Here is a 26,787-nt window from a genome sequence, read left to right on the forward strand (position 1 = left end):
GCGGCTATCATCAGGCCGTGAGCCCGCGCCGATCTGCCGCCGACACCCGTGAGACGCGGCAGCGCATCCTCGGCCACAGCCTCGCGATCGCCTCGCAGGAAGGCCTGGAGGGGCTCACGATCGGCCGGCTCGCGACCGAGCTCGGCATGAGCAAGGCCGGGCTGCTGGGCCACTTCGGCACCAAGGAGGCGTTGCAGCTCGCCGTCGTCGACGCCGCCGCGGAGGTGTTCCTGCGCGAGGTGCCGCGCCGGGTCAAGCAGCTGCCGTCCGGGCTGCCGCGGCTGAAGGACGTCTGCGAGGCCTGGGTGTCCTACCTGGAACGCAACGTGCTGCCCGGCGGCTGCTTCTTCACCGCGGCCACGGCCGAGTTCGACGGCCGCAGCGGACCGGTGCGCGACGCGCTGGCGGGCATGAACGCGTTGTGGCGCCGCGACTTGCGCATCCACATCCGGCGCGCGGTGTCCGACGGGGACCTGCCGCCCGACACCGACGTCGAGCAGCTGATCTACGAGCTGCTCGGGATCATGCTGGCGCTCAACCACTTCCTGCAGCTGGAGAAGGACCCGGCGGCACCGGCGCGGGCCCGTCGCGCGCTGGAGCGCCTGTTCCGCTGACCGCTCAGGTCCGAAGTGGACTCACGTGTTCCGCCGCTGCGCCAGCCGGACCTGGATCGACTCGACGGTCACGCCGCCGTCGGCGTGCCGCTGCAGCTTGCCGCGGCTCACGAGGTCGTGCACGCCCTGCCGGGTGATCCCGAGCATCGCCCCGGCCACCCCGAACGACACGTGCTGCCGGCTCGGGTGACCGGCCCTGCGCGCGACGACCCGGCCCAGCGGGGTGGCCCACCAGCCCTCCGGCGGGTCGAACGGGGTGTCGCCGGGGTACAGCACCGTCATCAGCCGGATCGCCAGGTGTCGCGCCTGCTCGTCGCGGCCGCCGAGCAGCTGCTCGGCCCACGTGTTCGCGTCGGCGTGCACCTGGTCGTGCAGCGCGTCGAGGTCCGCGGTGGGCAGCAGGATCTCCAGCGGGTCCAGCAACCGGCTGGTCACCAGGCGGATCAGGTCCACGCGCAGTTCGAGCTGCTCCTGACTGCTCACTTGACAGAAGATAGCAAGTACTTGACGGCTTATGTCAAGTACTTGCGCCGTCCCAGCCACCACCACGAGCGCGTGGCATGTGTCCGGTACGCGTCCGGTAGTTACGATCAGGCGCTGTGGAGTTCCGGGTGCTGGGGCCGGTGGAGTGCTACGGCGACGACGGCGCGCGCCTGAACCTGGGCCCGCCCAAGCAACGGGCCGTGCTCGCGCTGCTGCTCGCCCAGGCCGGGCGGGTGATCCCGGTCGACCGGCTGATCAGCGTGCTGTGGGACGACGCACCGCCCAAGACCGCGCTGAAGAACCTCCAGGTCTACGTCTACCAGCTGCGCAAGGTCGTCGGCTCACGGCTGCTGTCGCGCGCGCCCGGCTACCTGATGTCGGTCGACGCCGCGGAGCTCGACCTGACCCGGTTCACCGGGCTGCTGGAGGTGGCCCGCCGCGAGCGGACCCCGCAGCGCTACCGGGAGGCGCTCGCGCTGTGGCGCGGGCCCGCGCTGGCCGACCTCGCCGCGTCCGGGCTGCTGCGCGGGGTGGTCGCCCGGCTGGAGGAGCTGCGGCTGGCGGCACGGGTCGAGTGCGCCGAGGCGGAGCTGGACCTGGGACGGCACGTCGAGGTCGTCGCGGACCTCTCCGAGTGGGTGCGCGAACACCCGTTGAACGAACGGCTGCGCGAGCAGCAGATGACCGCGCTGCACCGCGCGGGCAGGCCGACCGAGGCGCTGGCGGCCTACCAGGAGTGCCGCGGCGTGCTGGCCGACGAGCTGGGCGTGGAGCCCGGTGAGCGGCTGCGCCGGTTGCAGGCCGAGCTGCTGCGGGCGAAACCCGTTGGCGCGCAAGCGGTCCGGCAGCTGCCGCCGGACGTGGTCGCGTTCGCGGGACGGTCCCGCGAGCTTCGCGCTGATCCGCTCGCAGGTCCGGTCCGACCGGGTCGCGGTGTGCGTGGTCACCGGGCAGGCGGGCATCGGCAAGTCGGCGCTGGCCGTGCGGGCGGCGCACGAGATCGCCGGGTCGTTCCCGGACGGCCGGCTGTACGCGGACCTGTCCGACGGCGCCGCGGACCGGGTGCTCGGCCGGTTCCTGCGGGCGCTGGGCGACCGGCCCGGTGACGAGGAGGCGGTGCGCTACCGGTCGCTCACGGCGGGGCGGCGGCTGCTCGTGGTGCTCGACAACGCCGCCACGGCCGATCAGGTCCGGCGGCTGCTGCCGACCGGTCCCGGCTCGGTCGTGCTGATCACGTCGCGGCGGCCGCTGACGGCGTTGCCCGGCGCGTCCTGCGTCCGGCTCGGCGCGCTGCCGCTGGACGAGGCCACGCAGCTGCTGCCCGGGGTGGCCGGTCCGGTCGGTGCCGCCACCGAGCTGGTGCGGTGGTGCGGCGGGGTGCCGCTGGCGCTGCGGATCGCGGGCGCCCGGCTGGCAGGTAGTCCACAGTGGACGGCCGGGGTGCTGGCCGCGCGGCTGGCCGGCGAGACCCGGCGGCTCGACGAGCTGCGGCTCGGTGACGTGGCGGTGCGGTCGGCGTTCTCGGTCAGCTACGCCGAGCTCGGTTCTCCCGCCGCGGCACGGGTCTTCCGGTTGCTCGGGCTGCTCGACGGCCCCGACTTCGCGGTGGCCGCGGCGCGGGCGCTGACCGACGTGCCGGACGTGGAGGAGCTGCTCGCCGAGCTGGCCGGCGCGCACCTGGTCGAGGAACCGGTGCCGGGCCGGTTCGCGGTGCACGACCTGCTGCGCCTGTTCGCCCGCGAGCGGTGCCGCGCCGCGGAGTCGCCGGCCGAGCGCGCGCTCGCGCTGGAACGGCTGCACAAGCACTACCTGGAGGCGCTGGCGGACAACCCGGGCGACCTGTGGCTCGCGGAGGAGCGCGACAACCTCCTCGCCGCCGCCCACCAGGCGTCCCCCGCCGACGCGATCGCCTTCGCCGCCGGGCTGTCGTGGTACTTCCGGCGGCGCTCCGAGGTGGCCGACTGGGCGGAGCTGAACGTGCTGGCGCTGGAGGCGGCGCGGTCGCTGGGGGACGTGCGGGCGGAAGCCCTGGCGTTGAAGGAGCTCGGCGCCGCCTGCGAGCGCGGGTTCCGGTTCGCCGAGGCGCTGGCGCACTGGACCGGGGCACTGGAGCTGGCGCGGTCGTTGCACGACCGGCAGCTGGAGGCGGTGCTGCTGAACAACCTCGGCATCGTGCACTGGCGGCGGCGTGACCTGGCGGCGGCCCTGTCGTCGCTGGGTGCCTCGCTGGCCCTGCGGGAGGAGCTGTCCGACGCGCGGGGTGCGGCGTACGTCCGCACGAACCTCGGGCTGGTGCACGCGGCCTCGGAGGACCTGTCGGCCGCTCTGGGGTGCTACGAGGAGACCCTGCGGACGTTCCGGGCGTGCGGTGACCGCTCCGGCGAGCTGCACGCGCTCGCGAACATGGCCGACGCGCACCGCCGGCTGGGGTCGCTCGACCGGGCGCTGGAGCTGGCGGCCGAGGCGCTGGCGCTGGCGCGGTCGGTGGGGGACCGGCAGATCGAGGCCGGGGTGCTGCTCGACCGGGGGAGCGTGCACGAGCTGGCCGGGCGCGCCGGTCCGGCGCGGGAGTCGTACGCGGAGGCCGGGGAGCTGTCGCGGCGGATCGGGTTCCGCTGGGGCGAGTCGGAGGCGGCGCGCAAGCTGGCGGCGCTGGACGGCTGACCGGGGAGCGCGGCCGAACGGCCTAGTCTGGGGTCCGTGGAACTGCTGCACCTCAGGTACTTCGTCGCGGTCGCCGAGGAGCTGCAACTTCTCCGCGGCCGCCCGCAAGCTGCACATGGCCGCCTCGCCGCTCAGCCAGCGGATCAAGGACCTGGAGCACGAGCTGGGCAGGCAGCTGTTCGACCGCAGCACCCACCACGTCGCGCTCACGGAGGCGGGCACGGCGCTGCTGCCCCTCGCGCGGGACGTGCTCGACCGGGTCGGGTCGATCCGGTGGCGGCTCGACGAGGAGACCGGGCCGCAGCGCGCGACGGTGTTCGTCGGCATGCCCCCCGGCGTGCACCCGGCCCTGCGCGAACGCGTGGCGGTCCTCGCGGAACGGGTGTGCGGGCGGTTCGAGCTCAAGCGGTGGCCGGGGTCGAGCACGGACCTCGTCGAGGCGGTGAAGGACGGCAGGCTCGGGCTCACGCTGGCCAGGCTGCCGGTGCAGGAGCCCGCGCTCGAGACGGTGCACGTGATGTCGGAACGGCTCGGGGCGGTCGTCCCGGCCGACCGGTTCGCCGGGCACGACTCCGTCAAACTGGCCGAACTCACCGATCTCGCCTATGCGCGGTCGCCCGAGGAAATCATGCCGTCGTATTTCGAGCAGCTCGACGCGCAATTGAACGAGCTGGGCATCAGGAAGCGCATCCAGCTCACGAACACCGGTTACGGCGGCGTGAGCGAGCTGGTGTCCGGCGGGCTCGCGTTCTCCGTCTCGATGCTCGACGAGGAGAAGCTCGATGCGGGGCTACCAGCTGGAGAACATGGTGGTCCTGCCGTTCGCCGACTTCCGCGCCCAGCTCGACACCGGCCTGCTGTGGCGGCACGACCGCGGCGAGGGCGACCTCCGGGAAATCGTCCGGATCGCGCAAGAGCTGTTCGTCGAACCGATCGCGAAATAATGGTGTGACCGCCGTGGTCATGCCATTGTGAGCGACTTGATCGTTCCCTTCGGAGAAAACCCGCACTAACTTCGGTGGTGCAGGAACTTCGAAAGGACGAACGATGCAGGACATCACCACCGGTCCGTTGGACGGCGTGCGGGTGATCGACCTCTCGACCGTGGTCATGGGCCCGTACGCGGCCCAGATCCTCGGAGACCTCGGCGCCGACGTGATCAAGATCGAGTCCCCGGTCGACACCGTGCGCAACGGCCGCCACCGCACCACCCCCGGCATGACGCCGCTCAGCCTCAACGTCAACCGCAACAAGCGCAGCATCGCCCTGAACCTGAAGGACGAGGACGACCGCGAGTGCGCGCTCAAGCTGATCGACACCGCCGACGTGCTGATCACCAACATGCGGCCCGGCGCGCTGAGCAGGCTCGGCCTGGACTACGCCGACGTCGCCGGGCGCAACCCCGGTCTCGTCTACGCCCACGCCCAGGGCTTCCGCGGCGACTCCGACCGCGCCGGCACCGCCGCCTACGACGAGACGATCCAGGGCGCGTCCGGGCTGGTCGACATCGCGAACCGCGCGCTGGGCCGGCCGGTCTACCTGCCGACGATCATCGGCGACAAGGTGTCGTCGCTGACCATCGCCTACAGCGTGCTCGCGGCGCTCGTGCACCGGGACCGCACCGGCCAGGGCCAGCGGGTCGAGGTGCCGATGGCGGACACGATGATCGCGTTCAACCTGGTCGAGCACCTGTCGGGCCACGCGTTCGTGCCGGAGGAGGGCCCGACTGGGTTCGGCCTGTCGATGGCCAGGGGCCACCACGCCGTGCACACCGAGGACGGTCTCGCCTGCGTCGTCCCGTACACCCCGCAGAACTTCCGCGACTTCTTCGCCGCCGCCGGACGCCCCGACCTGGTCGAGGACCCGCGGGTGGCCGGTGAGCGGATCGACCCCGGCGACAGCGACGACCTCATGGGCCTCGTCGACGGGTGCGCCGCCGCCCTGCCCACCGAGGAGTGGGCCGAGGTGTGCGCGAAGCACAGCATCCCGTTCGGGCCGGTGCTGGAGCTCGACAAGGCGCACGAGGACGACTACGTCCGCGACGGTCACCTGCTCGACACCGTGCGGCACCCGACCGAGGGCGAGATCCGCTCGATCGGCATCCCCGTCCGGTTCTCCGCGACCCCCGCCACCGTCCGCCGGCTCGCCCCCGTGCCCGGCCAGGACACCGCGGAAGTCCTGAAGGAGCTCGCATGACCGCCGAAGTCCGCACCGAACGCATCGGCTCGGTGCTGCTCATCACCCTCGACCGCCCGCAGGCGCGCAACGCCGTCAACGCGGCCGTCGCCGGTGGCCTCACCGCCGCACTGGACGAGCTGGAGACCACACCCGAGCTGCGGGCCGGCGTGCTGACCGGAGCCGGTGGCACGTTCAGCGCCGGCATGGACCTCAAGGCCGCGCTGAAGGGCGAGTCGCCGTCGGTGCCCGGCCGCGGGTTCGGCGGGCTGACCGAGGCCGAGCTGACCAAGCCGCTGGTCGCCGCCGTCGAGGGCGTCGCGCTGGGCGGCGGGTTCGAGCTGGCACTGGCCTGCGACCTGATCGTCGCTGCCGAGGATGCGCGGTTCGCGTTGCCCGAGGTCAAGCGCGGTCTGATCGCCGCGGGCGGCGGAGTCGTGCGGCTCACCGACCGCATCCCGCACCACCTGGCGCTGGAGCTGCTGCTCACCGGCGAGCCGATCGACGGCCGCCGCGCGGGTGAGCTGGGCCTGGCGAACCGGGTCGTGGCACCGGGTGAGGCCGCCGCCGTAGCAGTGCAGCTGGCCGAGCAGATCGCGCGCAACGCACCGCTCGCGCTGGCCGCCGTGAAGACGGTCGTGCGGTCCGCCGACCGCTGGACCGCCCAGCGCGAGGAGATCGCGAAGTTGATGAGCACCGCCGATGTGCGCGAGGGCATGACCGCGTTCGCCGAGCGCCGGGCTCCGCAGTGGACAGGAGAATGACCGTGCTGGGTGTCACACCGTTGAGCGCACCGGCGTTTCCCGCCGTGCAGCCCCGGTTCTTCGACCGCGAGTACCTCAACATCGTCTACCGCACCGATCCCGAGGCGCTGCGCGCCGTCGTGCCGCAGCCGCTGGAGGTCGACGAGCCGCTGGTCCGGTTCGAGGTCATGAAGATGACCGACGTGACCGGCTACGGCCCCTACACCGAGGCCGGTCAGGCGATCCCGGTCGTGTTCGACGGCGAACGCGGCGAGTACCTGCACGCGATGTACCTCGACAGCTTCGCCGCCACCGCGTCCGGCCGCGAGGTGAGCGCCTACCCGAAGGTGATGGGCTCGCCGTCGCTCTACGCCGACCGCGGTGCCCTGGTCGGGACCCTCGACTACGGCACCGTCCGGGTGGCCACCGCGACCATGGGGTACAAGCAGTACGAACTGGACACCCGTCTGGCTGAGGCGGAGATCACGGTTCCAACGTTCATGCTGAAGACCATCCCTGGATATGACGGAACGCCGCGGGTCCAGGAGCTCGTGCGCACGCGGATCACGGACGTCGTGGTCAAGGCCGCGTACACCGGGCCCGCGCGCCTGCAGCTGTTCCAGCACGTCCTCGCACCGCTCGCCGACCTCCCCGTGCTGGAGGTCGTGTCCGCCAGCCACATCGTCACCGACCTGACGCTCGCTCCCGCCAAGCCGGTCCACAACTACTTGGAGGAAGCGTGAACACCGGGAAGAAGGTCAGCACCGTCGCCGTCATCGGTGCGGGGGTGATCGGCCTGTCGTGGGCCCGCCTGTTCTGCGAGCACGGCCTGACCGTGCGCGTCGCCGACCCCCGCCCCGACCTGGTGGTCCCCGACGGCGTCGAGGTCGCGGCGACCGTCGCGGACGCGGTGCGGGACGCGGACCTCGTGCAGGAGAACGGCCCGGAGGACCTGGAGTTCAAGAAGGCCCTGTTCGCCGAGCTGGTCCGCGAGGCCCCCGCGCACGCGTTGCTGCTGAGCTCGTCGTCCGCGATCCCGTCCACCGCGTTCACCGAGGGCATCGACGGATCGCGTGTCCTGATCGGACACCCGTTCAACCCGCCGCACGTGATCCCGCTGGTCGAGGTCGTGCCGGGCGAGCAGACGACCGAGGAGTCGGTCAGCCGCGCCGTCGAGTTCTACCGCTCCGTCGGCCGCACGCCGGTCGTGGAGCGCAAGGAGGTCCCCGGCTTCGTCGGCAACCGGCTGCAGGCCGCGCTCTCCCGCGAGGCCGCCTACCTCGTCGAGCAGGGCGTCGTCACACCGCAGGACCTCGACACCGTCGTGACCAGCTCGCTCGGCATCCGCTGGGCGACCGTCGGCCCGTTCCTCGGCGCCCACCTCGGTGGCGGCCCCGGCGGGTACCGGCACCTCGCCGAGCACATCGGCAGGTCCATGCGGGACCTGGCGCTCGGCACCCCCTCGGACGACCCCGAACGGCTCATCAGGGCCGTGGAAGACGCTTACGGCTCCTCCACGTACTCGGCGCTGGCCGAGGCGCGCGACCGCAAGCAGCTCGCCGTTCTGACCGCAGTGGAGGACAACTGACATGGACCGCATCGAAGACCAGCTCGTCGCCGACTTCTACGACTACGAGGCGCTGCTGAGCGACGAGGAGCGCAAGATCCTGCTGCACGCCCGCGAGTTCATGGCCACCGAGGTCAAGCCGATGGTCAACGAGTTCTGGGCGCGCGGAGAGTTCCCGCCGGAGCTCATCGACAAGTTCCGCGGCGCCGGTCTCACCGCGTTGTCCTACGAGGGCTACGGCGAGCACCCGGCCGCCGTCAGCAACCTGCTCACCGGCATGCTGGCGATGGAGCTCACCCGCACCGACGCCTCGGTCGCCACGTTCTTCGGCGTCCACAACGGACTCGCGATGTACTCGATCTACTCCGGCGGCTCGCAGGAGCAGCGCGACCGCTGGCTGCCCGCCATGGCAGCGATGGACAAGATCGGCGCGTTCGCGATGACCGAACCGCTCGGCGGCTCCGACGTCGCGGGCGGCATGCGCACCACGGCCCAGCGCGACGGCGACACGTGGGTGCTCAACGGCGCCAAGAGGTGGATCGGCAACGCCACCTTCGCCGACTACGTGGTCGTGTGGGCGCGCGACCTGGACGACAACCAGGTCAAGGGTTTCGTGGTCGAGAAGGGCATGCCCGGCTTCACCGCGGCCAAGATCGAGGGCAAGATCGCGTTCCGGATCGTCGAGAACGCCGAGATCACCCTCACCGACGTCCGCGTGCCCGAGGCGAACCGGTTGCAGAACATCAACTCGTTCCGCGACGTCGCGGAGATCCTGCGCGCCACCCGCGGCGGTGTCGCGTGGCAGGCGCTCGGCGTGATGATCGGAGCCTACGAGGCCGCGCTCGCCTACGCCCGTGAGCGCGAGCAGTTCGGCCGCCCGATCGCCGGTTTCCAGCTGGTGCAGGACCTGCTGGTGAAGTCGCTGGGCAACATCACCGCCTGCTGGGGCATGCTGGTGCAGCTCGCCCGGCTCCAGGACGCCGGCATCTTCCGCGACGAGCACTCCTCGCTCGCCAAGGCGTTCGTCACCGCGCGGATGCGCGAGGTCGTGGCGTGGGCGCGGGAGATCTTCGGCGGCAACGGGATCGTGCTGGAGCACGACGTGGCGCGGTTCTTCGCCGACGCCGAGGCCATCTACTCGTTCGAGGGCACGCGGGAGATGAACACCCTGATCGTGGGCAAGGCGATCACGGGCGAGAGCGCGTTCGTGTAGGCACGGCGCAGAAGGGCCGCCGGTGCGCACCGGCGGCCCTTGCCATGTCAGCCGTGCCCGGCGACGCGGTGCGGCTGGTAGGCCTGCTCCAGCGAGCGCGCCTCGTCGTCGGTCAGCTCGAAGTCCAGCGCCGCCACCGCGTCGTCCAGGTGCGCGGGCTTCGTGACGCCGACGATCGGCGCCGTCACGACCGGGTTGCGCAGCAGCCACGCCAGCGCCACCTGCGCCCGCGACACGCCCCGCGCGGCGGCGACCGCGGCCACCTGCTCGACGATCGCCCGGTCCGACTCGACGTACAGCGTCGACCCGAACTCGTCGGTCTCCGCGCGTGCGGTCGTGGCGTCCCAGTCGCGGGTCAGCCGCCCGCGCGCCAGCGGGCTCCACGGGATGACCGCGATGCCCTGGTCCGCGCACAGCGGCAGCATCTCGCGCTCCTCCTCGCGGTAGAGGAGGTTGTAGTGGTTCTGCATGGACACGAACCGCGTCCAGCCGTTCGCCCGCTGCGTGTACAACGCCTTGGAGAACTGCCACGCGTACATCGACGAGGCGCCGAGGTAGCGGGCCTTGCCGGACTTCACGACGTCGTGCAGCGCCTCGAGGGTCTCCTCCAGCGGGACGGCGGGGTCGAAGCGGTGGATCTGGTACAGGTCCACGTAGTCGGTGCCCAGCCGGCGCAGCGAGTTGTCGATCTCGGCGAGGATCGCCTTGCGCGACAGGCCGGCGCCGTTCGGGCCGGCGTGCATGCGGCCGTTCACCTTGGTGGCGAGCACGACCTCGTCGCGGCGGGCGAAGTCCTTGAGCGCGCGGCCGGTGAACTCCTCAGACGACCCCGCCGAGTAGACGTTGGCCGTGTCGAAGAAGTTGATGCCGGCTTCAAGGGCGTTCTTGATGAACGGCCGGGCCTCCTCCTCCGGCATCGACCACGGGTGCGTGCCCAGCGACGGATCGCCGTAGCTCATCATGCCGAGACAGATCTCCGACACGTCCATGCCGGCGAGCTTGGTGTAGCGCACGTTCAGCCCCTCAGGAAAACGACGGTCACGGTCGGGTGATGGCGACAACAACCCGTTCAACATCAACGTAGTCCCGATCGCCGGATCGTGCCCCTTCTCGACACGACAGTGGCTGCGCACCCGGAGGAACCGGCTCGCGGGTCTAGCTTCTGTGGGCATGACGAGCACCGACGTGGTCACCGCGGCGCGACCCGCTGGAGAGGTGCTGGCCTGGAGCCGTGCCGTGGTCGAGGCACCGCTGACGGCCGCCATCGCCACGTTGCCGGACCAGACCCGCGCGGTCGTCGGCCACCACCTGGCCGGGCAGGACCCCCTCGTCGCCGCTCTGGCCCTGCTCGCTGCGGAGTCCGTCGGCAGCGCGGATGCCGCTGTCGAGGTCGCCGTGGCGTTGCAGCTCGCGCACCTGCACGACCAGGTGCACGCCGACCTGATGACCCGCGCGGCCCGCCGCGGCTCCCGGCCGAGCGCGTGGGTGGAGTTCGGCGACCGCCGGGCCGTCTCGGCGGCGGACGCCCTGCTGACGCTCGCGTTCACCCACCTCACCGGGCCCGGGGTGATGGCGCTCAACGCGGCACTGCTGTCCGTTGTGGACGGTTACGTGCGGGAGGTCGAGATGCCCGGCGCCGTCGAGGTCACCGAGCACCTGCGCGTCGCCGCCGCCCAGCACGCCTCCCTCGCGGCCTGCGCGTGCGAGCTGGGCGCACTGGCCGCCGGCGCGACCCGTGACCAAGCCGCTCGCCTCCGCGCGTTCGGCGACCACCTCGGCCTGGCGCGCAAGCACGTCGACGACGTCCTCGCCCTGTGGGGCGGCCCCGCGGTCTCCGGCCGTCCACTGCACGACGACCTGGCGCACGACCGCCGCACGCTTCCCGTGGTGGCCGCGCTGGCCGCCGGTGCCGAGTTGACCGGCTCACCCGCGGAGCAGGCCCGCGCGGTCGAGCAGGCGGGCGGGCGCCGGTGGTGCGAGCAGCAGGCCGGGGTGTTGCTGGACAGCGCGCTCGGTCACCTGCGCGCGGCGGGTGTGCGGCAGCGGGCGGTGGACGAGCTGGCCGGGCTGGCGGTGGCGGTGACGACCGGCCGGTTCTCGCCGGTGCGCGTTCCCGCGGTCGTCGTGCCCGCTCAGGCGACCGCGGATCAGGTGCCGTCGTGAGGTAGGTGGTTCGGTTGCTCGCTGGTCCCGGTCGGCCACCGTGTTCCGGCAGGACGACCGCCCTGCCGGAACACCGGCCGGAATCAGCTGCAGTAGGCGTACATCAGGTCGTTCTTCGCCCAACCGCGGACACCCGTCGCCACGTTCTGCACCTCGATCCACTCCCAGCCGGACACGGCCTGCCCGCAGGACAGGTACGCGTACTGACCGGGGTAGCCCGAGCCCAGGACGGTGTACCCCGTGCCGGGCCCGGAGCGGATGTTGACGCCGGCGACCTTGAAGTCGCCCGAGTTCTGCAGCGGGTCGGCGCTCGCAGGAGCGGCGACGAGGGTGATGGCAGCCGCGGACACCACGGTGGCGGACGCGAGCATGCGGAACAGAGACATTCGAAACCCCCCAGGTTTGAACGATCTGCACACATGCCTACCGGATCTGCCGCCGGGAGCGCAACCGCCCGCCGAGTCCCGGTCGAGGCGTGCGGAGCACAGTCGGGGTGCCGGGTTCGGGTTCGATACAGAGACCTGGACCACCCTCGGTTGCACGTCCAATAGTAGGAAGTCAAACTATTCTCATGACGACGTCCCTCGCGCCCGCGTTGCACAAGCCGGTCAACCCGGTGCGCTTCGTGACCGCGTCCAGCCTCTTCGACGGCCACGACGCGGCGATCAACATCATGCGGCGCATCCTGCAGGCACAGGGCGCGGAGGTCATCCACCTCGGGCACAACCGGTCGGTCGCCGAGGTCGTGACCGCGGCGGTCCAGGAGGACGCGCAGGGCATCGCCATCAGCGCCTACCAGGGCGGGCACGTCGAGTACTTCTCGTACCTGGTCGAGCTGCTGAACGAGCGCGGTGCCGGGCACATCCGGGTCTACGGCGGCGGTGGCGGCGTCATCGTGCCCGAGGAGATCGAGCTGCTGCACTCCCGCGGGGTCGCGCGGATCTTCTCGCCGCAGGACGGGCAGACGCTCGGCCTCGCCCGCATGATCAACCTGATGATCGAGGAGTGCGACCACGCGCTCACCGCGCCGTTCAGCCACGACGCGCTGCTGACGGGAGCCGACGAGGCCCTGGCGCGCGCGATCACGCACATCGAGGCGGGCACGGCCGAGCCGCTGGAGGCCACGCGCAAGGTCCCGGTGCTCGGCATCACGGGCACCGGTGGCTCCGGCAAGTCGTCGCTCACCGACGAGCTCGTCCGCCGCTTCCGGCTCGACCAGCAGGACAAGCTGCGCATCGCCGTGCTCGCGGTCGACCCGACCCGGCGCCGCGGCGGTGGCGCGCTGCTCGGCGACCGGATCCGGATGAACTGCCTCGACGGCGACCGGGTGTTCTTCCGCTCGCTGGCCACGCGCCGCGCCGGCAGCGAGATCCCGGACGGCCTGGAGCAGGCCATCGTGGCGTGCAAGGCCTCCGGTGCCGACCTGGTCATCGTCGAGACCCCCGGCATCGGCCAGGGCGACGCGGCGATCGTGCCGTTCGTCGACTTCTCGCTGTACGTGATGACGCCGGAGTTCGGTGCCGCGTCGCAGCTCGAGAAGATCGACATGCTCGACTACGCCGACGCCGTGGCGATCAACAAGTTCGAGCGCCGCGGTGCCGAGGACGCGCGCCGCGACGTGGCCCGCCAGATGGTGCGCAACCGCGAGGCGTTCGGCGTGAAGTGGGAGGACATGCCGGTCTACGGCACGTCCGCCGCGACGTTCAACGACGACGGCGTCACCGCGCTCTACCAGTTCCTGCGCGACGGCCTGAAGGAGCACGGCCTGCACGTCGAGGACGGCGCGCTGGCACCGGTCTCCGGCAAGACGTCGACCAGCGCGTCCACCGTCGTGCCCGCCTCCCGCGCCCGCTACCTCAGCGACATCTCCGACACCGTGCGCGGCTACCACCGCCGCACCGAGGAGCAGGTCGCCGCGGTCCGCGCGCACACCCAGCTCACCGCGGCGCAGAAGGCGCTGGAGGCAGCGGGGAAGGGCGTCGCGGACATCGCGGAGCTCGCCTCCGCCGCCGAGCGCGGCCTCGACCGCGACACCACCGACCTGCTCGGTGCGTGGCCCGCGACCGTCGAGCAGTACAGCGGTGACGAGCTCGTGTTCACGGTGCGCGACAAGGAGATCCGCACCAGGCTCACGCGGGAGACGCTGTCCGGCAACCAGGTCCGCCGCGTCAGCCTGCCCCGGTACGACGACGAGGGCTCGTTGCTGCGGTTCCTGCGCAAGGAGAACCTGCCGGGCTTCTTCCCGTTCACCGCGGGCGTCTTCCCGTTCAAGCGCGAGGGCGAGGACCCGGCGCGCATGTTCGCGGGCGAGGGCGACGCGTTCCGCACCAACCGCCGCTTCAAGTACCTGTCGAAGGGCAACCCGGCCACCCGCCTGTCGACCGCGTTCGACTCGGTGACGCTCTACGGCCGCGACCCCGACACCCCGCCGGACGTCTACGGCAAGATCGGCACCTCCGGTGTCTCGATCGCGTCGCTGGACGACATGAAGGCGCTCTACGACGGCTTCGACCTGGTCGCGCCGACGACGTCGGTGTCGATGACGATCAACGGCCCGGCGCCGACGATCCTCGCGTACTTCCTCAACACCGTGATCGACCAGCAGGTCGCGAAGTTCACCGCCGAGGAGGGCCGCGAGCCGTCCGCGGAGGAGCACGCCCGGATCAAGGCGTTCGCGCTGGGCAACGTCCGCGGCACCGTGCAGGCCGACATCCTCAAGGAGGACCAGGGCCAGAACACCTGCATCTTCTCCACGGAGTTCTCGCTGCGCATGATGGCGGACATCCAGGAGTGGTTCATCCAGCAGCAGGTGCGCAACTTCTACTCGGTGTCGATCTCGGGCTACCACATCGCCGAGGCCGGGGCGAACCCCATCAGCCAGCTCGCCTTCACGCTCGCCAACGGCTTCACCTACGTCGAGTCGTACCTGGCGCGCGGCATGAACATCGACGACTTCGCGCCGAACCTGTCGTTCTTCTTCTCCAACGGCATGGACGCGGAGTACAGCGTCATCGGCCGCGTCGCCCGGCGGATCTGGGCCGTGGCCATGCGCGACCGCTACGGCGCCTCGGAGCGGTCGCAGAAGTTCAAGTACCACGTGCAGACCTCGGGCCGTTCGCTGCACGCGCAGGAAATGGACTTCAACGACATCCGCACCACGCTGCAGGCGTTGTGCGCGCTGTACGACAACTGCAACTCCCTGCACACCAACGCCTACGACGAGGCGATCACCACTCCCACGGAGTCGTCCGTCCGGCGCGCGATGGCCATCCAGATGATCATCAACAAGGAGTGGGGCCTCTCAGCCAACGAGAACCCGCTGCAGGGCTCGTTCGTCATCGACGAGCTGACCGACCTCGTCGAAGAGGCCGTGCTGATGGAGTTCGACCGCATCTCCGAACGCGGTGGCGTCCTCGGCGCGATGGAGACCGGCTACCAGCGCGGCCGCATCCAGGACGAGTCGATGCTCTACGAGCAGCGCAAGCACGACGGCTCGCTGCCGCTGGTCGGCGTCAACACCTTCCTGCCGGAGGACGGCACCCGCGAGGTCGTGAAGATCGAGCTCGCGCGCGCCACCGAGGAGGAGAAGGAGTCGCAGGTCGAGCGGACCCGCGCGTTCCAGGCCGTGCACCGCGACGAGGCCCAGAAGGCCCTCGCACGCCTGCGCGAGGTGGCGCAGACGAACGAGAACGTGTTCGCCGTGCTGATGGACGCCGCACGCGTGTGCACGCTCGGTCAGATCACCGAGGCGTTCTTCGAGGTGGGCGGCCAGTACCGCCGCAACATCTGACCCCTGCTTCTGCGAGTACCACCAACTCAACATCAACAGGCACTTTTCTACTACCAACAGCGCCTCCGACCGCCTGCCGACGCGATCCTAGTTCGGTGGACGACGAACATGTTGGTAGTAGTTGGCGGCGGTTTGATCAAGGGTTGGTGGTACTTGCAGACGCCCTTGCCGACAGGGGCAAGGGGCTAGACGGCGTAGGGGCGGCCGACGATCCACCCGCCCACCCGGTCGGGCAGCTCGTCGGTCGGCACCAGCTCGACCGGGTCGCCCACGTTCACCACGCCGGGCCGCACCACCCAGCTGTCCAGGCACAGCACCCCGCCGAACTCGTGCCGGATCCGCCGGTGCACGTCCAGGTCCTGCGCCCCGGTGTCGGGGTCGATCGTCGTCACCACGCACCGCGCCCGCTGCCGGTACATGCCGATGACGACGTCGCCGACCACCAGCGCGTGCCCCGGCCAGCTCTCCTCCTCGCCGGCCTCGACCCCGCCGACGAGGATGTTGGGCCGCAGCCGCCGCACGTCCACGCCCGCCGCCGCGACCTGGCCGTCGGTGGCCACCAAGACGTTGAGCACGTCGAAGCGCTCCGGCCCGGTGTAGCGGGTCAGCCGGCCGCCGAACGGCAGCACCCGCTCGTGCGCTTCCCAGCTGTCCCACGGGTGCCCGTCCACGAGCGGGCCGTCCGGCCCGGTCGTCGCGGGGATGGTCAGCAGGCCGTACCGGGTGCGGCCGGTCAGGACCCCGCGCGGGCCCTGCACGTGCACGAGCCGGTCGCCCTCGACCCCGTCGGAGGTGAAGGCCGCCGACTTCAGCGGCTCGCCGCCGAGCGACTTCACCGGGTAACGCCACAGTCCTGAGACGTGCATCGGTCTACTCCGTCGGGAGGTCGTGGGTGGAGGTGGGGTCGACGCGCCGGTCCGCGGCGGCGATCCGCACGTCGTTGATGCTCGCCTCACGCCGGGACATCAGGCCGGACGGAGCGAACTCCCAGTTCTCGTTGCCGTAGCTGCGCCACCACTGGCCGTCGTCGTCGTGCCACTCGTACTGGAAGCGGACGGCGATGCGGTCGTCGCCGAACGCCCACAGCGACTTGCGGAGCGCGTAGCCGTGCTCGCGCTCCCACTTGCGGGTCAGGAACGCGACGATCTCGCCGGTCCCGCGCACGAACTCGGACCTGTTGCGCCACACCGAGTCCGGTGTGTAGGCGCGGGCCACGCGCTCCGGGTCGCGGGTGTTCCAGGCGTCCTGCGCGGCCTGCACCTTCTGCCGGGCGGTGTCGGCGTCGAACGGTGGCACGAGGGTCACGGCGGCATCCTTTCCAACGGTTGGAAGACGCCGCAAACGTTAGAACATGGCACTAACGGATGCAAGGACGTGTTACCGTTAGGTCGTGTTGCTCACGCCCGACGAACCCCGGCCGGTCCTGCTCATGAACACGATCTGGGCGAACCGGTCGCAGGTGAACGACGACCTGGTGACCGTCGCTGGGCTGAACGGGTTCCTCGGGTTCGCCGCCGGTGAGACCGGCGAGGACGACCTGCGCGCGTTCCGCACGCTCCGCCAGGCCCTGCGGGACCTCGCCGCCGTGCTGACGCAGGACACGCGTGCGGTCGCCCAGGACCGCGACCTCGCGCGGGCCGTCACCGACCTCAACCTCGCCGCCAAGCGCGCCACCGAGTGGCCGCAGCTCGCGGAGGAAGACGGAAAACTGGTGCGGCGCAACGAAGTCCGCGGTTCGCGGGTCGACCGCGCGCTGGCCTCTATCGCGGCCGAGGCGGTGGAGCTGTTCACCGGCGAGCAGCAGGTGCTGTTGCGAGCCTGTTACGCACCAGGGTGTGTGCTCTACTTCGTGAAGGACCACCCGCGGCGGGAATGGTGCTCACCAGGCTGCGGCAACCGGGTCCGCGCGGCCAGGCACTACCGGCGCAACCGGGCGGGCGAGTGAGCGAACCGCCTGGTCCGAACGGGTTTTCCTGATCGCACGGCCTACACGTGAGCCGCCCGAGTTCCGATAAGTGGACAAGGGAGCGCTTTTTTGTGTGGTGGTGATCCGCGATGTCCCGAGAATCCGTACCAGGCCACGACATCAGCTATCACCTCGTCTGCTTCGACGAGACCGGCAACGAGCGGGGGCACGACAGCGCGGACGTCCTACGCGACGCACGCGCCGGTGTCACCGATGTTTTCTTCTTCGTGCACGGGTGGAACGGTGACGTCCCGGCCGCCCGGCACCAGTACGGCCAGTGGGTCGAGACGATGGCCGCCTGCGGGGCGGAACGTGCGGCGGCGCACCGGCTTCCGGGCGGGTTCCGCGCACTGCTGGTCGGCCTGCACTGGCCGTCGAAGGCGTGGGGCGACGAGGACGTCAGGTCGGAGGAGTTCGTCAGGGCCTCGGCCGCGCGGCTCGGCGGGGGAGCGGCCCGCACGGCCGCGGTGCGCACGATCGTGCAGGCCGCACTGCACCACCCGTGCCGGATGTCGCCCGCCGTCAAGGAGGCCTACGTCTACCTCGAAGGCTCGGTGCCGGACCTGCCGGGCGAGGACGGGATGCCGTTCGACCCCCAGCAGCTCTACCGCGCGTGCCTGGAGGACCCCGCGCTCGGCGGCATCCTGTCGCCGTTGCGAATCCTGACGTTCTGGAAGATGAAACGACGCGCGCGGGTGTTCGGCGACAGCGGTGCGGCCCGGATCGCCCGCGAGGTCGCCCAGGCCGCACCGGACGCGCGCATCCACCTGATGGGCCACAGCTTCGGCTGCATCACCGCGACCGCCATGGCGACCGCGGTGCCGGCGGCGACGCTCACCCTGGTGCAGGGCGCGATGTCGCTGTGGTCGTTCGCGGAACGGCTGCCGGACGAACCGGGAGCCGGTCACTTCCGCGGCGTGCTCGGCCGGGTGCCCGGCCCTATCGTCGTGACCACCTCGGCGCACGACCACGCGATCGGCCGGTTCTACCCGCTGGCCGCGCGGTCGGGCCGGCAGCTCGACCTCGACGCGTACCCGAAGTACGGCGGCATCGGAGCCCATGGCGTGCAAGGCACCTACGTCCACGGCCACCACGTCGGGTCGGTCGGCGACTTGGTCAGGGGTCAGGTGCACAACGTCGACTGCTCGTCGGTGATCCGCCGCGGCGACGGGATCGCGGGTGCGCACAACGACATCTGCCACCCGGAGCTGGCACGCGTGCTGTGGCGGGCCGTGCTGGCCCGCTGACGGGGTCGTGCCCGTCCGTGCCGCGGGCTCGACCCCCGCGCGGCACGGGACGGGCACGGTCACCCCGTGCCCAGTCGCAGGACCACCTGCGGCACCAGCCTGCTGCCCAGGCACGGGCGCAGGTCCGCGCGCAACGCGGACAGGCTCACCGGCGGCTGCGCGGGCAGCACCGCCGCACCGACCGTCGCCGCCGTCAGGACGACCCGCTGCATCGCCTGCCCCGCACGGATCTCCGCCGCGGCGCCCTGCGCGAACGTGCACAGCACCAGGTCCTGCCCACCGGGTGTCACGTGCAGCCACGCGCGTTCCACCTCCGCGGCCCGCGACAGCAGCCCGCGCCAGGGGCCCACCCCGGGGAACGTCGTCCACGTGCGACGGTTTGCGCGCAGGGCGTGCATCAGCGCGAGCACGTCCGGGTCCGGGTCCTGGTGCCCGCCCAGCCGCACGGCCGCGGCGGCGTCGTGCGCACCGGCCCCCGGCAGCAGCGTCACCAGCGGGCGGATCCCGTGGCCCTGCAACGCCAGCCGGACGTTCAGCAGCGCCACACCGCACGCGATCCTGGCCTCCCGGCTGTGCGGGCTCGTGGTGTGCAGCTCGATCCGCTCGGGCCGCACCTCGAACCGGACCTGCGGCGCGGCGTGCGTGGCGAGCGCGAGCACCCCGCGCACGTCCTCACCCGCCAGTCCGAGCGATTCGGGCACGACGGTGGTCATGCCCTCACTGTCCGGGCAGCGCGGTGCGCGGACCACGGCCGAAGGTCCTCACTTGCCAGGGCCGTGTGATCGCGGGATGTGTGCGACGCTAGCGGCGTGCCCACCCCTCCCGGCCGCCGTGACCTCGACGAACTGCTCGACGAGGTGCGGGATCGCATGGACGAGATCGTCACCACCCGTGACCACATGCAGGAGCTGCTCGGCGCCGTCCTCGCCGTGGCGTCCGGGCTGGAGCTCGACTCGACGCTGCAGCGGATCGTGCAGGCCGCCGTCGACCTCGTCGGTGCCCGCTACGGCGCGCTGGGCGTGCTGGGGACGCGCGACGACCTGTCCGAGTTCGTCCACGTGGGCGTGGACGCGGAGACGAGCGCGAAGATGGGCCACCTGCCCGAGGGCAAGGGCCTGCTGGGGCTGCTGATCAAGGACCCGACCCCGTTGCGGCTGCACGACCTGGCCCGGCACGACATGTCGGTCGGCTTCCCGCCGAACCACCCGCCGATGCACAGCTTCCTCGGCGTGCCGGTGCGGGTGCGCGACGAGGTCTTCGGCAACCTCTACATGACCGAGAAGATCGACGCCGCCGAGTTCACCGCCGACGACGAGGCGGTCCTGCAGGCACTGGCCGCGGCGGCGGGCATCGCGATCGACAACGCCCGGCTGTTCGAGAAGTCCCGGATGCGGGAACGGTGGCTGGAGGCCATCGGCGAGGTCAACTCCGAGCTGCTGGGCGGCGCGTCCGGTGAGTACGCGCTGCGCCTGATCACCCAGCGGACCGTGGAGCTGGCCTCCGCCGACGCGGCGCTGGTGGTGCTCGGCGACGGCCGGCACGCCCCGCTCGCGGTGGCCGCGAACGCGGGCGCGCGGCTCGGCGACTTCGACCCCGCCGACTACGCCCTCGACGAGGTGGTCCGCACCGGAACACCCCTGCTGTCCGACGACCTCACCGCCGCCTTCGGCTCCGTGCTCGCGGTGCCGCTGCGGTCGGGTTCCGCCGTCACCGGCGCCCTGGTCGTGCTGCGCCGCGGCACCGAGTCCCGCTTCCTGCCCGACCAGGTCCCGGTGCTGGCCTCGTTCGCCCACCAGGCGGCGGTGGCGCTGGAGTTCGCGGAACAGCAACGCTCCCAACGGTTGCTGTACGTGCTGGAGGACCGCGACCGCATCGCCCGCGACCTGCACGACCACGTGATCCAGCGGCTGTTCGTCACCGGGCTGACCCTGCAGGCCACCCTGCGCCGCATCACCGAACCGGAGGTCGCCGCCCGCCTGCGCACCGCCGTGGAGCAGCTCGACGAGACCGTGCGCGAGATCCGCACCTCGATCTTCGACCTGCACTCGACCGACAACACCTCGCTGCGCCGCCGCCTGCTCGACCTCGTCGCCGGCTTGACCGAGTCCACGCACCTGTCCCCGGCCGTGCGGATGTCCGGCACCGTCGACAACTCCGTGCCGCCCGAGCTCGCCGAACACGTCGAGGCCGTGGTGCGCGAGGCCGTCACGAACGCCGTGCGGCACGCGGAGGCCACCGAGCTCACGGTGCTGGTCGACGCGGGCGACGACGTGGTGATCACCGTGCAGGACAACGGGATCGGCATCGCACCCGACGTGGCGCGCAGCGGGCTGCGCAACCTCGCGCACCGGGCGGCGCAGTTCGGCGGAACGTTCGCGGTGCGCGCGGCCGACGGCGGGGGAGCGCGCGTGGTGTGGCGGGTCCCGCTGGACCGGTCGTCCTAGCCCGTTCTAGCGGGGCTTCTCGCCGTCCCTGCGGAACTGCGACGCGAACACCGCCGCCTGCGTGCGGCGCTGCATGCCGAGCTTCGCCAGCAGATGTGAGACGTAGTTCTTGACGGTCTTCTCCGCGAGGAACATCCGCTCGGCGATCTGCCGGTTCGTCAGCCCCTCGCCGATGAGGTCGAGCACCGTGCGCTCCTGCTCGCTGAGCACGCGCAGCGGGTCGCCCTCCTCGCGTTCGCGGCGGATCCGGTTGAGCAGGGCGCTGGTCGTGCGCGCGTCGAGCAGCGACTGGCCGGCGGCGACCGTGCGGACCGCGTTCACCAGGTCGGCGCCCAGGATCTGCTTGAGCACGAACCCGGAGGCACCCGCCATGATCGCGTCGAACAGGGCCTCGTCGTCGGCGAAGCTCGTCAGCATCAGGCACTGCAGGCCGGGAACGCGGCTGCGCAGCTCCCGGCACAGCTCGATGCCGTTGCCGTCGGGGAGCCGGATGTCGAGCACCGCCACGTCGGCCTGGGCCTCCGGCACCGCGGCCAGCGCCTCCGCGACCGTCGCGGCGTCACCGACCACCTCCAGGTCGGGCTCCTCACCGAGCAGGTCCGCGATGCCGCGGCGGACGATCTCGTGGTCGTCGACGAGGAAAACACGCGTCGCCATGGGGTTCACGGTAGTCCAAGGACACTGCTCCGAGGGGCCTGGAGGCACTCGCCGCACTGGGCCGATCGGGCGTCGTCCGGGGCTGCTGGAACGCGGGAGGCCCGCCCGCTGGAACGCGAAAGGTCCGGGTCGCTGGAAAGCGCCCGGACCTGTCACGACGTGACCGGCTGCGGTCAGCCCTGCTTGATCGCCGAGATCTCGAACTCGAGGACGACCTTCTCGCTCACCAGCACGCCGCCGGTCTCCAGCGCCGCGTTCCAGGTGACGCCGTAGTCCTTGCGGTTGATGGTGTGCGAGCCCTCGAAGCCCACGCGGGTGTTGCCGAACGGGTCCACGGCCACGCCCTCGAACGCGAACGGGATGGTGATCGACTTGGTGACGTCCTTGATGGTCAGGTCACCGGTGATCTCGAAGTTGCCGTCGTCGACCTGCTTCGCGGAGGTCGAGACGAACTTGATCTCCGGGTAGGTCTCGACGTCGAGGAAGTCGTTGGTGGTGAGGTGGCCGTCGCGCTGCGCGTTGCGGGTGTCGATCGTCGCGACCTTCACGGTCACCTCGGCGGTGGTGTTCTCCGGCTTGTCACCGTCGATCTTGATCTTGCCGTCGAACTCGTTGAACGCACCACGAACCTTGGTGACCATCGCGTGGCGGGCGACGAAGCCGATGCGGGAGTGCGACGCGTCGATGACGTAGTCGCCGGTCAGTTCGGAGAGGTTGGTGGGCGTGGTCATGGCGGTATGTCCTTCGGTCGGTCGGGTTGGTTGAACTGTCATCTACCTTGCACCAACCATGGATGATGTGTCAACTATTCCCGTATGCTGAGCGTGTGACCCGATGGCTTGAACCTGAACAACAGCTGGCGTGGCGTGCCTACGTCCGCATGCAAGGGGAGCTGAACGCCCACCTGAGCAGGCAGATGTCCGCCGACTCCGACATTTCCATGGCCGACTTCGCCGTGCTCGTCCAACTGACCGACACGCCGGACGAACGCGTGCGCGTGCTGGAGCTGGCCCGGTCGCTGAACTGGGAGAAGAGCCGCATCTCGCACCACCTCGGACGGATGGTGAAGCGCGGGCTCGTCGCCCGCGAGGGGTGCGCCAGCGACGGGCGCGGCTCCTACGTGGTGCTGACCCAGCAGGGCCGCGCGGCCATCGAGGCGGCGGCGCCCCGGCACGCCGAGACGGTCCACCACCTGGTGTTCGACCTGCTCGGTGACGAGGAGGTCGCGGCGCTGCGGTCGATCTCGGAGAAGATCTTCACGCGGTTAACGACAGGCGAATGTGCGGCGGTAGTCGCTCGGTGCGACGCCGACGACCCGGTGGAAGTGGTGGCGCAGGAGTGCGGCGGTGCCGAAGCCTGACCGGGTCGCCACCGCGTCGACGTCGAGGTCGGTCTCCTCGAGCAACCGGCGCGCGTGCAGCACCCGTTGGAGTGACAGCCACTTGTTCGGCGTGGTGCCGGTCTCCGCGACGAACCTCCTGGCGAACGTCCGCTCGGACATGACGGCGAGCTTCGCCATCGACGCCACCGTGTGATTGTCCGCGATCGTGTCGAGCACCTGCTCCAGCACCGGTTCGAGGCTGTCGGCCGAGCAGTCGGGGATGGGCAGCTCCACGAACTGCCGCTGACCGCCGTCGCGCTGCGGCGGCACGACCATCCTGCGCGCGATGGTCGTGGCGACCCTGGTGCCGAGCTCGCGGCGCACCAGGTGCAGGCAGGCGTCGATGCCGGCGGCCGTGCCCGCGCTGGTGATGATGTTGCCGTCGTCGACGAACAGCACGTCCGGGTCGACCTGGGCCCTGGGGAAGCGCTCCTGGAACGCCTTCGTCTCACGCCAGTGGGTGGTGCACCGGCGGTCGTCGAGCAGGCCCGCCTCGCCGAGGATGAACGCCCCGCTGCAGACGCTCAGCAGCGTCGCGTCGGTCTCGCGCAACGTCTTGAGCAGCTTCTCCGGGTAGGCCTCGCGGATCTTGGCCGCGGGCAGCGCGACCAGGTCGGCGTCGAGCAGGGCTTCGAAGCCGTGCTCCGGGGTGATGGAGACACCGGGGACGTCCGTGTGCACCGGCTCGTTCGGGAAGCTCGCCGCAGACCCGGAAGTCGATCAGCGGCACGCCCTCCTCGGTCCGGTCGACGCCGAACACCTCGCAGAGCACGCCGAACTCGAACGGCGCGACGCCGTTGATGAGCGGAACCGCCACCGATCGGAGCATGGCAGGATTTTAGCGCGCATCGTCAGATCTGCCACTGTTGGCGGGATTTTGTCGGCCGCAAACTTTCTACATGACTCTTGCAGCGATCCTCCTGGTAGTGGCAGTCCTCGCCGTCTGGCTCGACCGGCACCGCGACCGCAGTGCCGGCCTGGCGGGCTCCTCCGACGTCGTCGACCGCGACCGCATCCGCGTGCGCAACGACATCCGGTACCTCACTTGATGAGCGGCTGCGGTCCCGTGTAGCGGGCGATCGGGCGGATGATCTTCGTGTCCTCGGACTGTTCCAGGGCGTTGGCACACCACCCGATCACCCGGCTGCACGCGAACGTGGGCGTGAACATGTCGCGCGGGATCCCGCACTGCTCCATCACGACACCCGCGTAGAACTCGACGTTCGCGTACAGCTGCCGGCCCGGCTTGAGCTCGGCCAGCAGCTCGGTCACCCGGCGCTCGACCGTCGTCGCGAACTCCGTCAGCGGCGTCGGCCGCTCCAGCGCGATCTCCCTGAGCAGGCGTGCCCGCGGGTCCTCCGTCCGGTAGACGGCGTGGCCGAAGCCCATGATCCGGTTGCCCTGCTCGATCTGCTCGCGCACCCAGGCGTCGACGTCGTCCGGCGAGCCGATGAGGTCGAGGCTCTCCAGCGCCCGGTCCGGCGCGCCGCCGTGCAGCGGCCCGGAGAACGTGCCGATCGCCGCCGTCACCGCCGACACGACGTCAGCTCCCGAGCTCGCGACGACGCGTGCCGTGAACGTTGACGCGTTGAAGCCGTGGTCGATCGTCGCGATCAAGTACTGCTCGACTGCACGACTCGTCCACGTTGACGGCTCCTGTCCAGTCAACATGTACAACCAGTTCGCTGACGTTGACAGCTCAACCCTGGGGCGGACGGGCTCAAGCCCGAGCTTGAGCCGGTGCAGTGCGGCCAGGATCGTCGGCGTCACAGCACACACGCGCAGCGCGTCGGCCCGGCGTGCCGCCATCGGCGCGTCCCACATCGGCTGCGACGGCAGCAACGACAACGCCGTCCGCAGCCCGGCCAGCGGCGTGACCCCGGCCTGCGCAATGGCGGGCAGCACGGCAGCGATGCCGTCGGGCAGCTCGCGCAGCTCCGCGGTCCGCCGCGCGAACAGCTCGCTCTCCGCCGCGTCCGGCAGCCGGCCCTCGGCGAACAGGAACCACACGTCCTCGAACGACCGGGTCCTGGCCAGCTCGATCGCGTCGTGCTCGCGGTAGTGGTAGTAGCCCGCGGCCCCATTCACATCCCCGATCAGGGTGGTGGTGACGACGACGTCCTTCAACCCTTTGGGTGCATCAATCAACATGGACAAGAGGCTCCGTCAACCTCCAGGTACAGTCAACGTTGATGGAATCAATGCTGACGACAACCCAGACCGCTCGCCGCCTCGGCGTGAAGCCGGCGACGGTGTACGCCTACGTCAGCCGCGGCCTGCTGACCAGCACGAAGCTGAACCGCGCGAGCATGTTCGACGTCGCCGAGGTCGAGGCCCTGGCGCAGCGCACTGGTGCGCGCGGAGCAGTGGCCGCTGTGACCGATCGCATCCGCACCCGCATCTCCCTGCTGGAGCACGACCGGCTGTTCTACCGCGGCCGTTCCGCCGTCGAGCTGAGCGGGACGCGCCGCTTCGAGGACGTGGCGCAGTGGCTGTGGACCGCCGTGGAGACCACCGGCGTCGAGTTCCCCGAGGGCCAGGAGATCTGGATGGCCCTCCCCGACAGCGCGACCCTCACCGACCGCGTCCGCGTGGCCGTGGCCCTCGCCGGCGCCGGTGACCCGCTGCGCTTCGACCTCGACCGCGCCGTCTCGACCGCCAAGGCCCTCATCGCCGACGTCGTCGAGTCCCTCCCGCTCATCCAGCGCCCGCAGGGCACCGACATCGCCGACCGCCTCTGGGCCCGCCTGTCACCCGAACCACCCCAGCCCGCCGTCCTCAACGCGGCCCTGGTCCTGCTCGCCGACCACGACCTGGCCGTCTCCACGATGGCCGCCAGGGTCGCCGCCTCCGCCCGCGCCCACCCGTACGCCGTGGTGTCCGCGGGCCTCGGCGCCATGGAGGGCCAGAAGCACGGCACCGCCAGCACCCTCACCCACCGCTTCCTCCTGCAAGCCGCCCCCGACCCGATGGCCGCGGTGGCCGAACGCCTGCGCGCAGGCGAGCCGATCCCCGGCTTCGGCCACGCCGTCTACGAACGCCACGACCCCCGCGCCGACCACCTGCTCGCCCTCCTGCGCACCCACGGCGACGCCGACCTGGTGGCGGACCGCGTCATCGCCACCCAGCCACTCACGTTCCCCAACGTCGACCTGGCCCTCGCCCAACTCGGGGTCACGTTCCAGATGTCCCCCGACGCCGGCGAGGCGATCTTCGCCATCGCCCGGATCGTCGGCTGGATCGCGCACGCGATCGAGGAGTACGCCGAGCCGGGACTGCGGTTCCGGACGCTGGGCGTGTACACGGGCGATCGCCCGTAGCCGCCCGGCGCAACCGTCGCGGTAGCCGCCAGGACAGCTGGCGAGGTAACTGCCGGGACAGTTTCGGAGCAGCCGTCGGGGCAGACGCCAGGGCAGCTGTCGGGCGCGGGTGCGCGGCACGGGCGTCGGGGCGCGCAGTTGGGCACGGCACCGGGCGCTGGACGGTGCGGTTGGGCACGGCACGGACGCTGGGCAGTGCGCTTGCATGTCGGCGGCGAGCCGGTGGGCGCGCCTCGCCTGCACCGTCGCTCGTGTCGCCCCGGCCCGACGCGGCCGCTGTCAGCTCGTGCTGCGCTGGCCGCATCGCCGTGCTTGCGCCGCTCCGCCCGCCTGCTCGCCCCGCTGCGACTGCGTCACGCT

At 71.2% G+C, this 26,787-nt stretch carries 25 protein-coding genes and 2 pseudogenes; 17 read left to right on the forward strand and 10 right to left on the reverse strand.

Annotated features, from left to right (window positions below; translation table 11 throughout):
- Positions 1-17 precede the first annotated feature (17 nt).
- Complete coding sequence (locus ACVDFE_RS19335) at positions 18-614, forward strand: TetR/AcrR family transcriptional regulator (protein WP_360396265.1); 597 nt, start codon at positions 18-20, stop codon at positions 612-614.
- A 21-nt stretch (positions 615-635) separates the two neighbouring features.
- Here ACVDFE_RS19335 and ACVDFE_RS19340 read toward each other — a convergent pair whose 3' ends face one another.
- Entirely contained in the window at positions 636-1,097 is a 462-nt protein-coding gene (locus tag ACVDFE_RS19340; protein ID WP_360396267.1) for a hypothetical protein, read from the reverse strand.
- Between the two features lie 116 nt (positions 1,098-1,213).
- Here ACVDFE_RS19340 and ACVDFE_RS19345 point away from each other — a divergent pair, with 116 nt between their 5' ends.
- From ACVDFE_RS19345 to ACVDFE_RS19380, 8 genes and pseudogenes are all read left to right on the forward strand, one after another.
- Positions 1,214-2,203 (forward strand): AfsR/SARP family transcriptional regulator, encoded by a 990-nt coding sequence (locus tag ACVDFE_RS19345; RefSeq protein ID WP_458431306.1) that lies wholly within the window; start codon positions 1,214-1,216, stop codon positions 2,201-2,203.
- 907 nt (positions 2,204-3,110) lie between these two features.
- Positions 3,111-3,761, forward strand: coding sequence for a tetratricopeptide repeat protein (locus ACVDFE_RS19350; RefSeq protein ID WP_458434361.1), 651 nt, complete (start codon positions 3,111-3,113; stop codon positions 3,759-3,761).
- A 36-nt stretch (positions 3,762-3,797) separates the two neighbouring features.
- Positions 3,798-4,705 (forward strand): annotated as a pseudogene (locus ACVDFE_RS19355) (LysR family transcriptional regulator).
- Positions 4,706-4,808: 103 nt separating this feature from the next.
- Positions 4,809-5,957, forward strand: a complete 1,149-nt coding sequence (locus tag ACVDFE_RS19360; protein WP_458431307.1) for a CaiB/BaiF CoA transferase family protein — start codon at positions 4,809-4,811, stop codon at positions 5,955-5,957.
- Positions 5,954-6,700: a crotonase/enoyl-CoA hydratase family protein gene (locus ACVDFE_RS19365; RefSeq protein ID WP_458431308.1), complete on the forward strand. Its 747-nt coding sequence runs from the start codon at positions 5,954-5,956 to the stop codon at positions 6,698-6,700. Before ACVDFE_RS19360 ends, ACVDFE_RS19365 begins: the two co-directional genes overlap by 4 nt.
- Positions 6,697-7,422, forward strand: coding sequence for an acetoacetate decarboxylase (locus ACVDFE_RS19370; protein ID WP_360396276.1), 726 nt, complete (start codon positions 6,697-6,699; stop codon positions 7,420-7,422). Before ACVDFE_RS19365 ends, ACVDFE_RS19370 begins: the two co-directional genes overlap by 4 nt.
- Entirely contained in the window at positions 7,419-8,267 is an 849-nt protein-coding gene (locus ACVDFE_RS19375) for a 3-hydroxyacyl-CoA dehydrogenase NAD-binding domain-containing protein (protein WP_458431309.1), read from the forward strand. Before ACVDFE_RS19370 ends, ACVDFE_RS19375 begins: the two co-directional genes overlap by 4 nt.
- Before the next feature lies 1 nt (position 8,268).
- Positions 8,269-9,459, forward strand: a complete 1,191-nt coding sequence (locus ACVDFE_RS19380; RefSeq protein WP_458431310.1) for an acyl-CoA dehydrogenase family protein — start codon at positions 8,269-8,271, stop codon at positions 9,457-9,459.
- A 47-nt stretch (positions 9,460-9,506) separates the two neighbouring features.
- Here the strand turns inward: ACVDFE_RS19380 and ACVDFE_RS19385 are convergent, their stop codons facing one another.
- Positions 9,507-10,472 (reverse strand): aldo/keto reductase, encoded by a 966-nt coding sequence (locus ACVDFE_RS19385; protein WP_360396282.1) that lies wholly within the window; start codon positions 10,470-10,472, stop codon positions 9,507-9,509.
- A gap of 157 nt (positions 10,473-10,629) precedes the next feature.
- Here ACVDFE_RS19385 and ACVDFE_RS19390 point away from each other — a divergent pair, with 157 nt between their 5' ends.
- Positions 10,630-11,622 (forward strand): polyprenyl synthetase family protein, encoded by a 993-nt coding sequence (locus ACVDFE_RS19390; protein WP_458431311.1) that lies wholly within the window; start codon positions 10,630-10,632, stop codon positions 11,620-11,622.
- A gap of 83 nt (positions 11,623-11,705) precedes the next feature.
- On the opposite strand, the gene ACVDFE_RS19395 is transcribed toward ACVDFE_RS19390, so the two are convergent.
- Positions 11,706-12,008 (reverse strand): SH3 domain-containing protein, encoded by a 303-nt coding sequence (locus tag ACVDFE_RS19395; RefSeq protein ID WP_360396285.1) that lies wholly within the window; start codon positions 12,006-12,008, stop codon positions 11,706-11,708.
- 185 nt (positions 12,009-12,193) lie between these two features.
- Here ACVDFE_RS19395 and icmF point away from each other — a divergent pair, with 185 nt between their 5' ends.
- Positions 12,194-15,412: a fused isobutyryl-CoA mutase/GTPase IcmF gene (gene icmF / locus ACVDFE_RS19400; protein ID WP_458431312.1), complete on the forward strand. Its 3,219-nt coding sequence runs from the start codon at positions 12,194-12,196 to the stop codon at positions 15,410-15,412.
- 185 nt (positions 15,413-15,597) lie between these two features.
- On the opposite strand, the gene ACVDFE_RS19405 is transcribed toward icmF, so the two are convergent.
- Together ACVDFE_RS19405 and ACVDFE_RS19410 are read right to left on the reverse strand one after the other, a co-directional pair.
- Positions 15,598-16,278 (reverse strand): MOSC domain-containing protein, encoded by a 681-nt coding sequence (locus ACVDFE_RS19405; protein WP_458431313.1) that lies wholly within the window; start codon positions 16,276-16,278, stop codon positions 15,598-15,600.
- A gap of 4 nt (positions 16,279-16,282) precedes the next feature.
- Positions 16,283-16,717: a nuclear transport factor 2 family protein gene (locus ACVDFE_RS19410; protein WP_360396291.1), complete on the reverse strand. Its 435-nt coding sequence runs from the start codon at positions 16,715-16,717 to the stop codon at positions 16,283-16,285.
- Positions 16,718-16,802: 85 nt separating this feature from the next.
- Between ACVDFE_RS19410 and ACVDFE_RS19415 the strand changes: the two genes are divergently transcribed.
- Together ACVDFE_RS19415 and ACVDFE_RS19420 are read left to right on the forward strand one after the other, a co-directional pair.
- Positions 16,803-17,357 carry a CGNR zinc finger domain-containing protein gene (locus ACVDFE_RS19415; protein ID WP_458431314.1) on the forward strand — a complete coding sequence of 185 codons (555 nt, stop codon included), beginning with the start codon at positions 16,803-16,805 and terminating at the stop codon, positions 17,355-17,357.
- Between the two features lie 110 nt (positions 17,358-17,467).
- Entirely contained in the window at positions 17,468-18,625 is a 1,158-nt protein-coding gene (locus ACVDFE_RS19420; protein WP_458431315.1) for a hypothetical protein, read from the forward strand.
- 59 nt (positions 18,626-18,684) lie between these two features.
- Here ACVDFE_RS19420 and ACVDFE_RS19425 read toward each other — a convergent pair whose 3' ends face one another.
- Positions 18,685-19,338, reverse strand: a complete 654-nt coding sequence (locus ACVDFE_RS19425) for a hypothetical protein (RefSeq protein WP_458431316.1) — start codon at positions 19,336-19,338, stop codon at positions 18,685-18,687.
- Positions 19,339-19,494: 156 nt separating this feature from the next.
- Here ACVDFE_RS19425 and ACVDFE_RS19430 point away from each other — a divergent pair, with 156 nt between their 5' ends.
- Entirely contained in the window at positions 19,495-21,069 is a 1,575-nt protein-coding gene (locus ACVDFE_RS19430) for a GAF domain-containing protein (RefSeq protein ID WP_458434362.1), read from the forward strand.
- 6 nt (positions 21,070-21,075) lie between these two features.
- Here the strand turns inward: ACVDFE_RS19430 and ACVDFE_RS19435 are convergent, their stop codons facing one another.
- Complete coding sequence (locus tag ACVDFE_RS19435) at positions 21,076-21,726, reverse strand: response regulator (RefSeq protein WP_458431317.1); 651 nt, start codon at positions 21,724-21,726, stop codon at positions 21,076-21,078.
- Positions 21,727-21,899: 173 nt separating this feature from the next.
- Positions 21,900-22,457 carry a YceI family protein gene (locus ACVDFE_RS19440; protein ID WP_360396300.1) on the reverse strand — a complete coding sequence of 186 codons (558 nt, stop codon included), beginning with the start codon at positions 22,455-22,457 and terminating at the stop codon, positions 21,900-21,902.
- Between the two features lie 95 nt (positions 22,458-22,552).
- Here ACVDFE_RS19440 and ACVDFE_RS19445 point away from each other — a divergent pair, with 95 nt between their 5' ends.
- Positions 22,553-23,086 (forward strand): MarR family winged helix-turn-helix transcriptional regulator, encoded by a 534-nt coding sequence (locus ACVDFE_RS19445; RefSeq protein ID WP_360396302.1) that lies wholly within the window; start codon positions 22,553-22,555, stop codon positions 23,084-23,086.
- On the opposite strand, the pseudogene ACVDFE_RS19450 reads toward ACVDFE_RS19445, so the two are convergent.
- Positions 22,991-23,936, reverse strand: a pseudogene (locus tag ACVDFE_RS19450) (GlxA family transcriptional regulator). The gene ACVDFE_RS19445 and the pseudogene ACVDFE_RS19450 sit on opposite strands and share 96 nt — an antisense overlap.
- A gap of 70 nt (positions 23,937-24,006) precedes the next feature.
- Here ACVDFE_RS19450 and ACVDFE_RS19455 point away from each other — a divergent pair.
- Complete coding sequence (locus ACVDFE_RS19455; RefSeq protein ID WP_360396306.1) at positions 24,007-24,156, forward strand: hypothetical protein; 150 nt, start codon at positions 24,007-24,009, stop codon at positions 24,154-24,156.
- On the opposite strand, the gene ACVDFE_RS19460 is transcribed toward ACVDFE_RS19455, so the two are convergent.
- Complete coding sequence (locus ACVDFE_RS19460) at positions 24,149-25,258, reverse strand: citrate/2-methylcitrate synthase (protein ID WP_458431318.1); 1,110 nt, start codon at positions 25,256-25,258, stop codon at positions 24,149-24,151. The genes ACVDFE_RS19455 and ACVDFE_RS19460 overlap by 8 nt on opposite strands.
- A 50-nt stretch (positions 25,259-25,308) precedes the next feature.
- Here ACVDFE_RS19460 and ACVDFE_RS19465 point away from each other — a divergent pair, with 50 nt between their 5' ends.
- Entirely contained in the window at positions 25,309-26,427 is a 1,119-nt protein-coding gene (locus ACVDFE_RS19465) for a citrate synthase (RefSeq protein ID WP_458431319.1), read from the forward strand.
- Positions 26,428-26,787: the final 360 nt, after the last annotated feature.

Source organism: Lentzea chajnantorensis, from assembly GCF_054300775.1.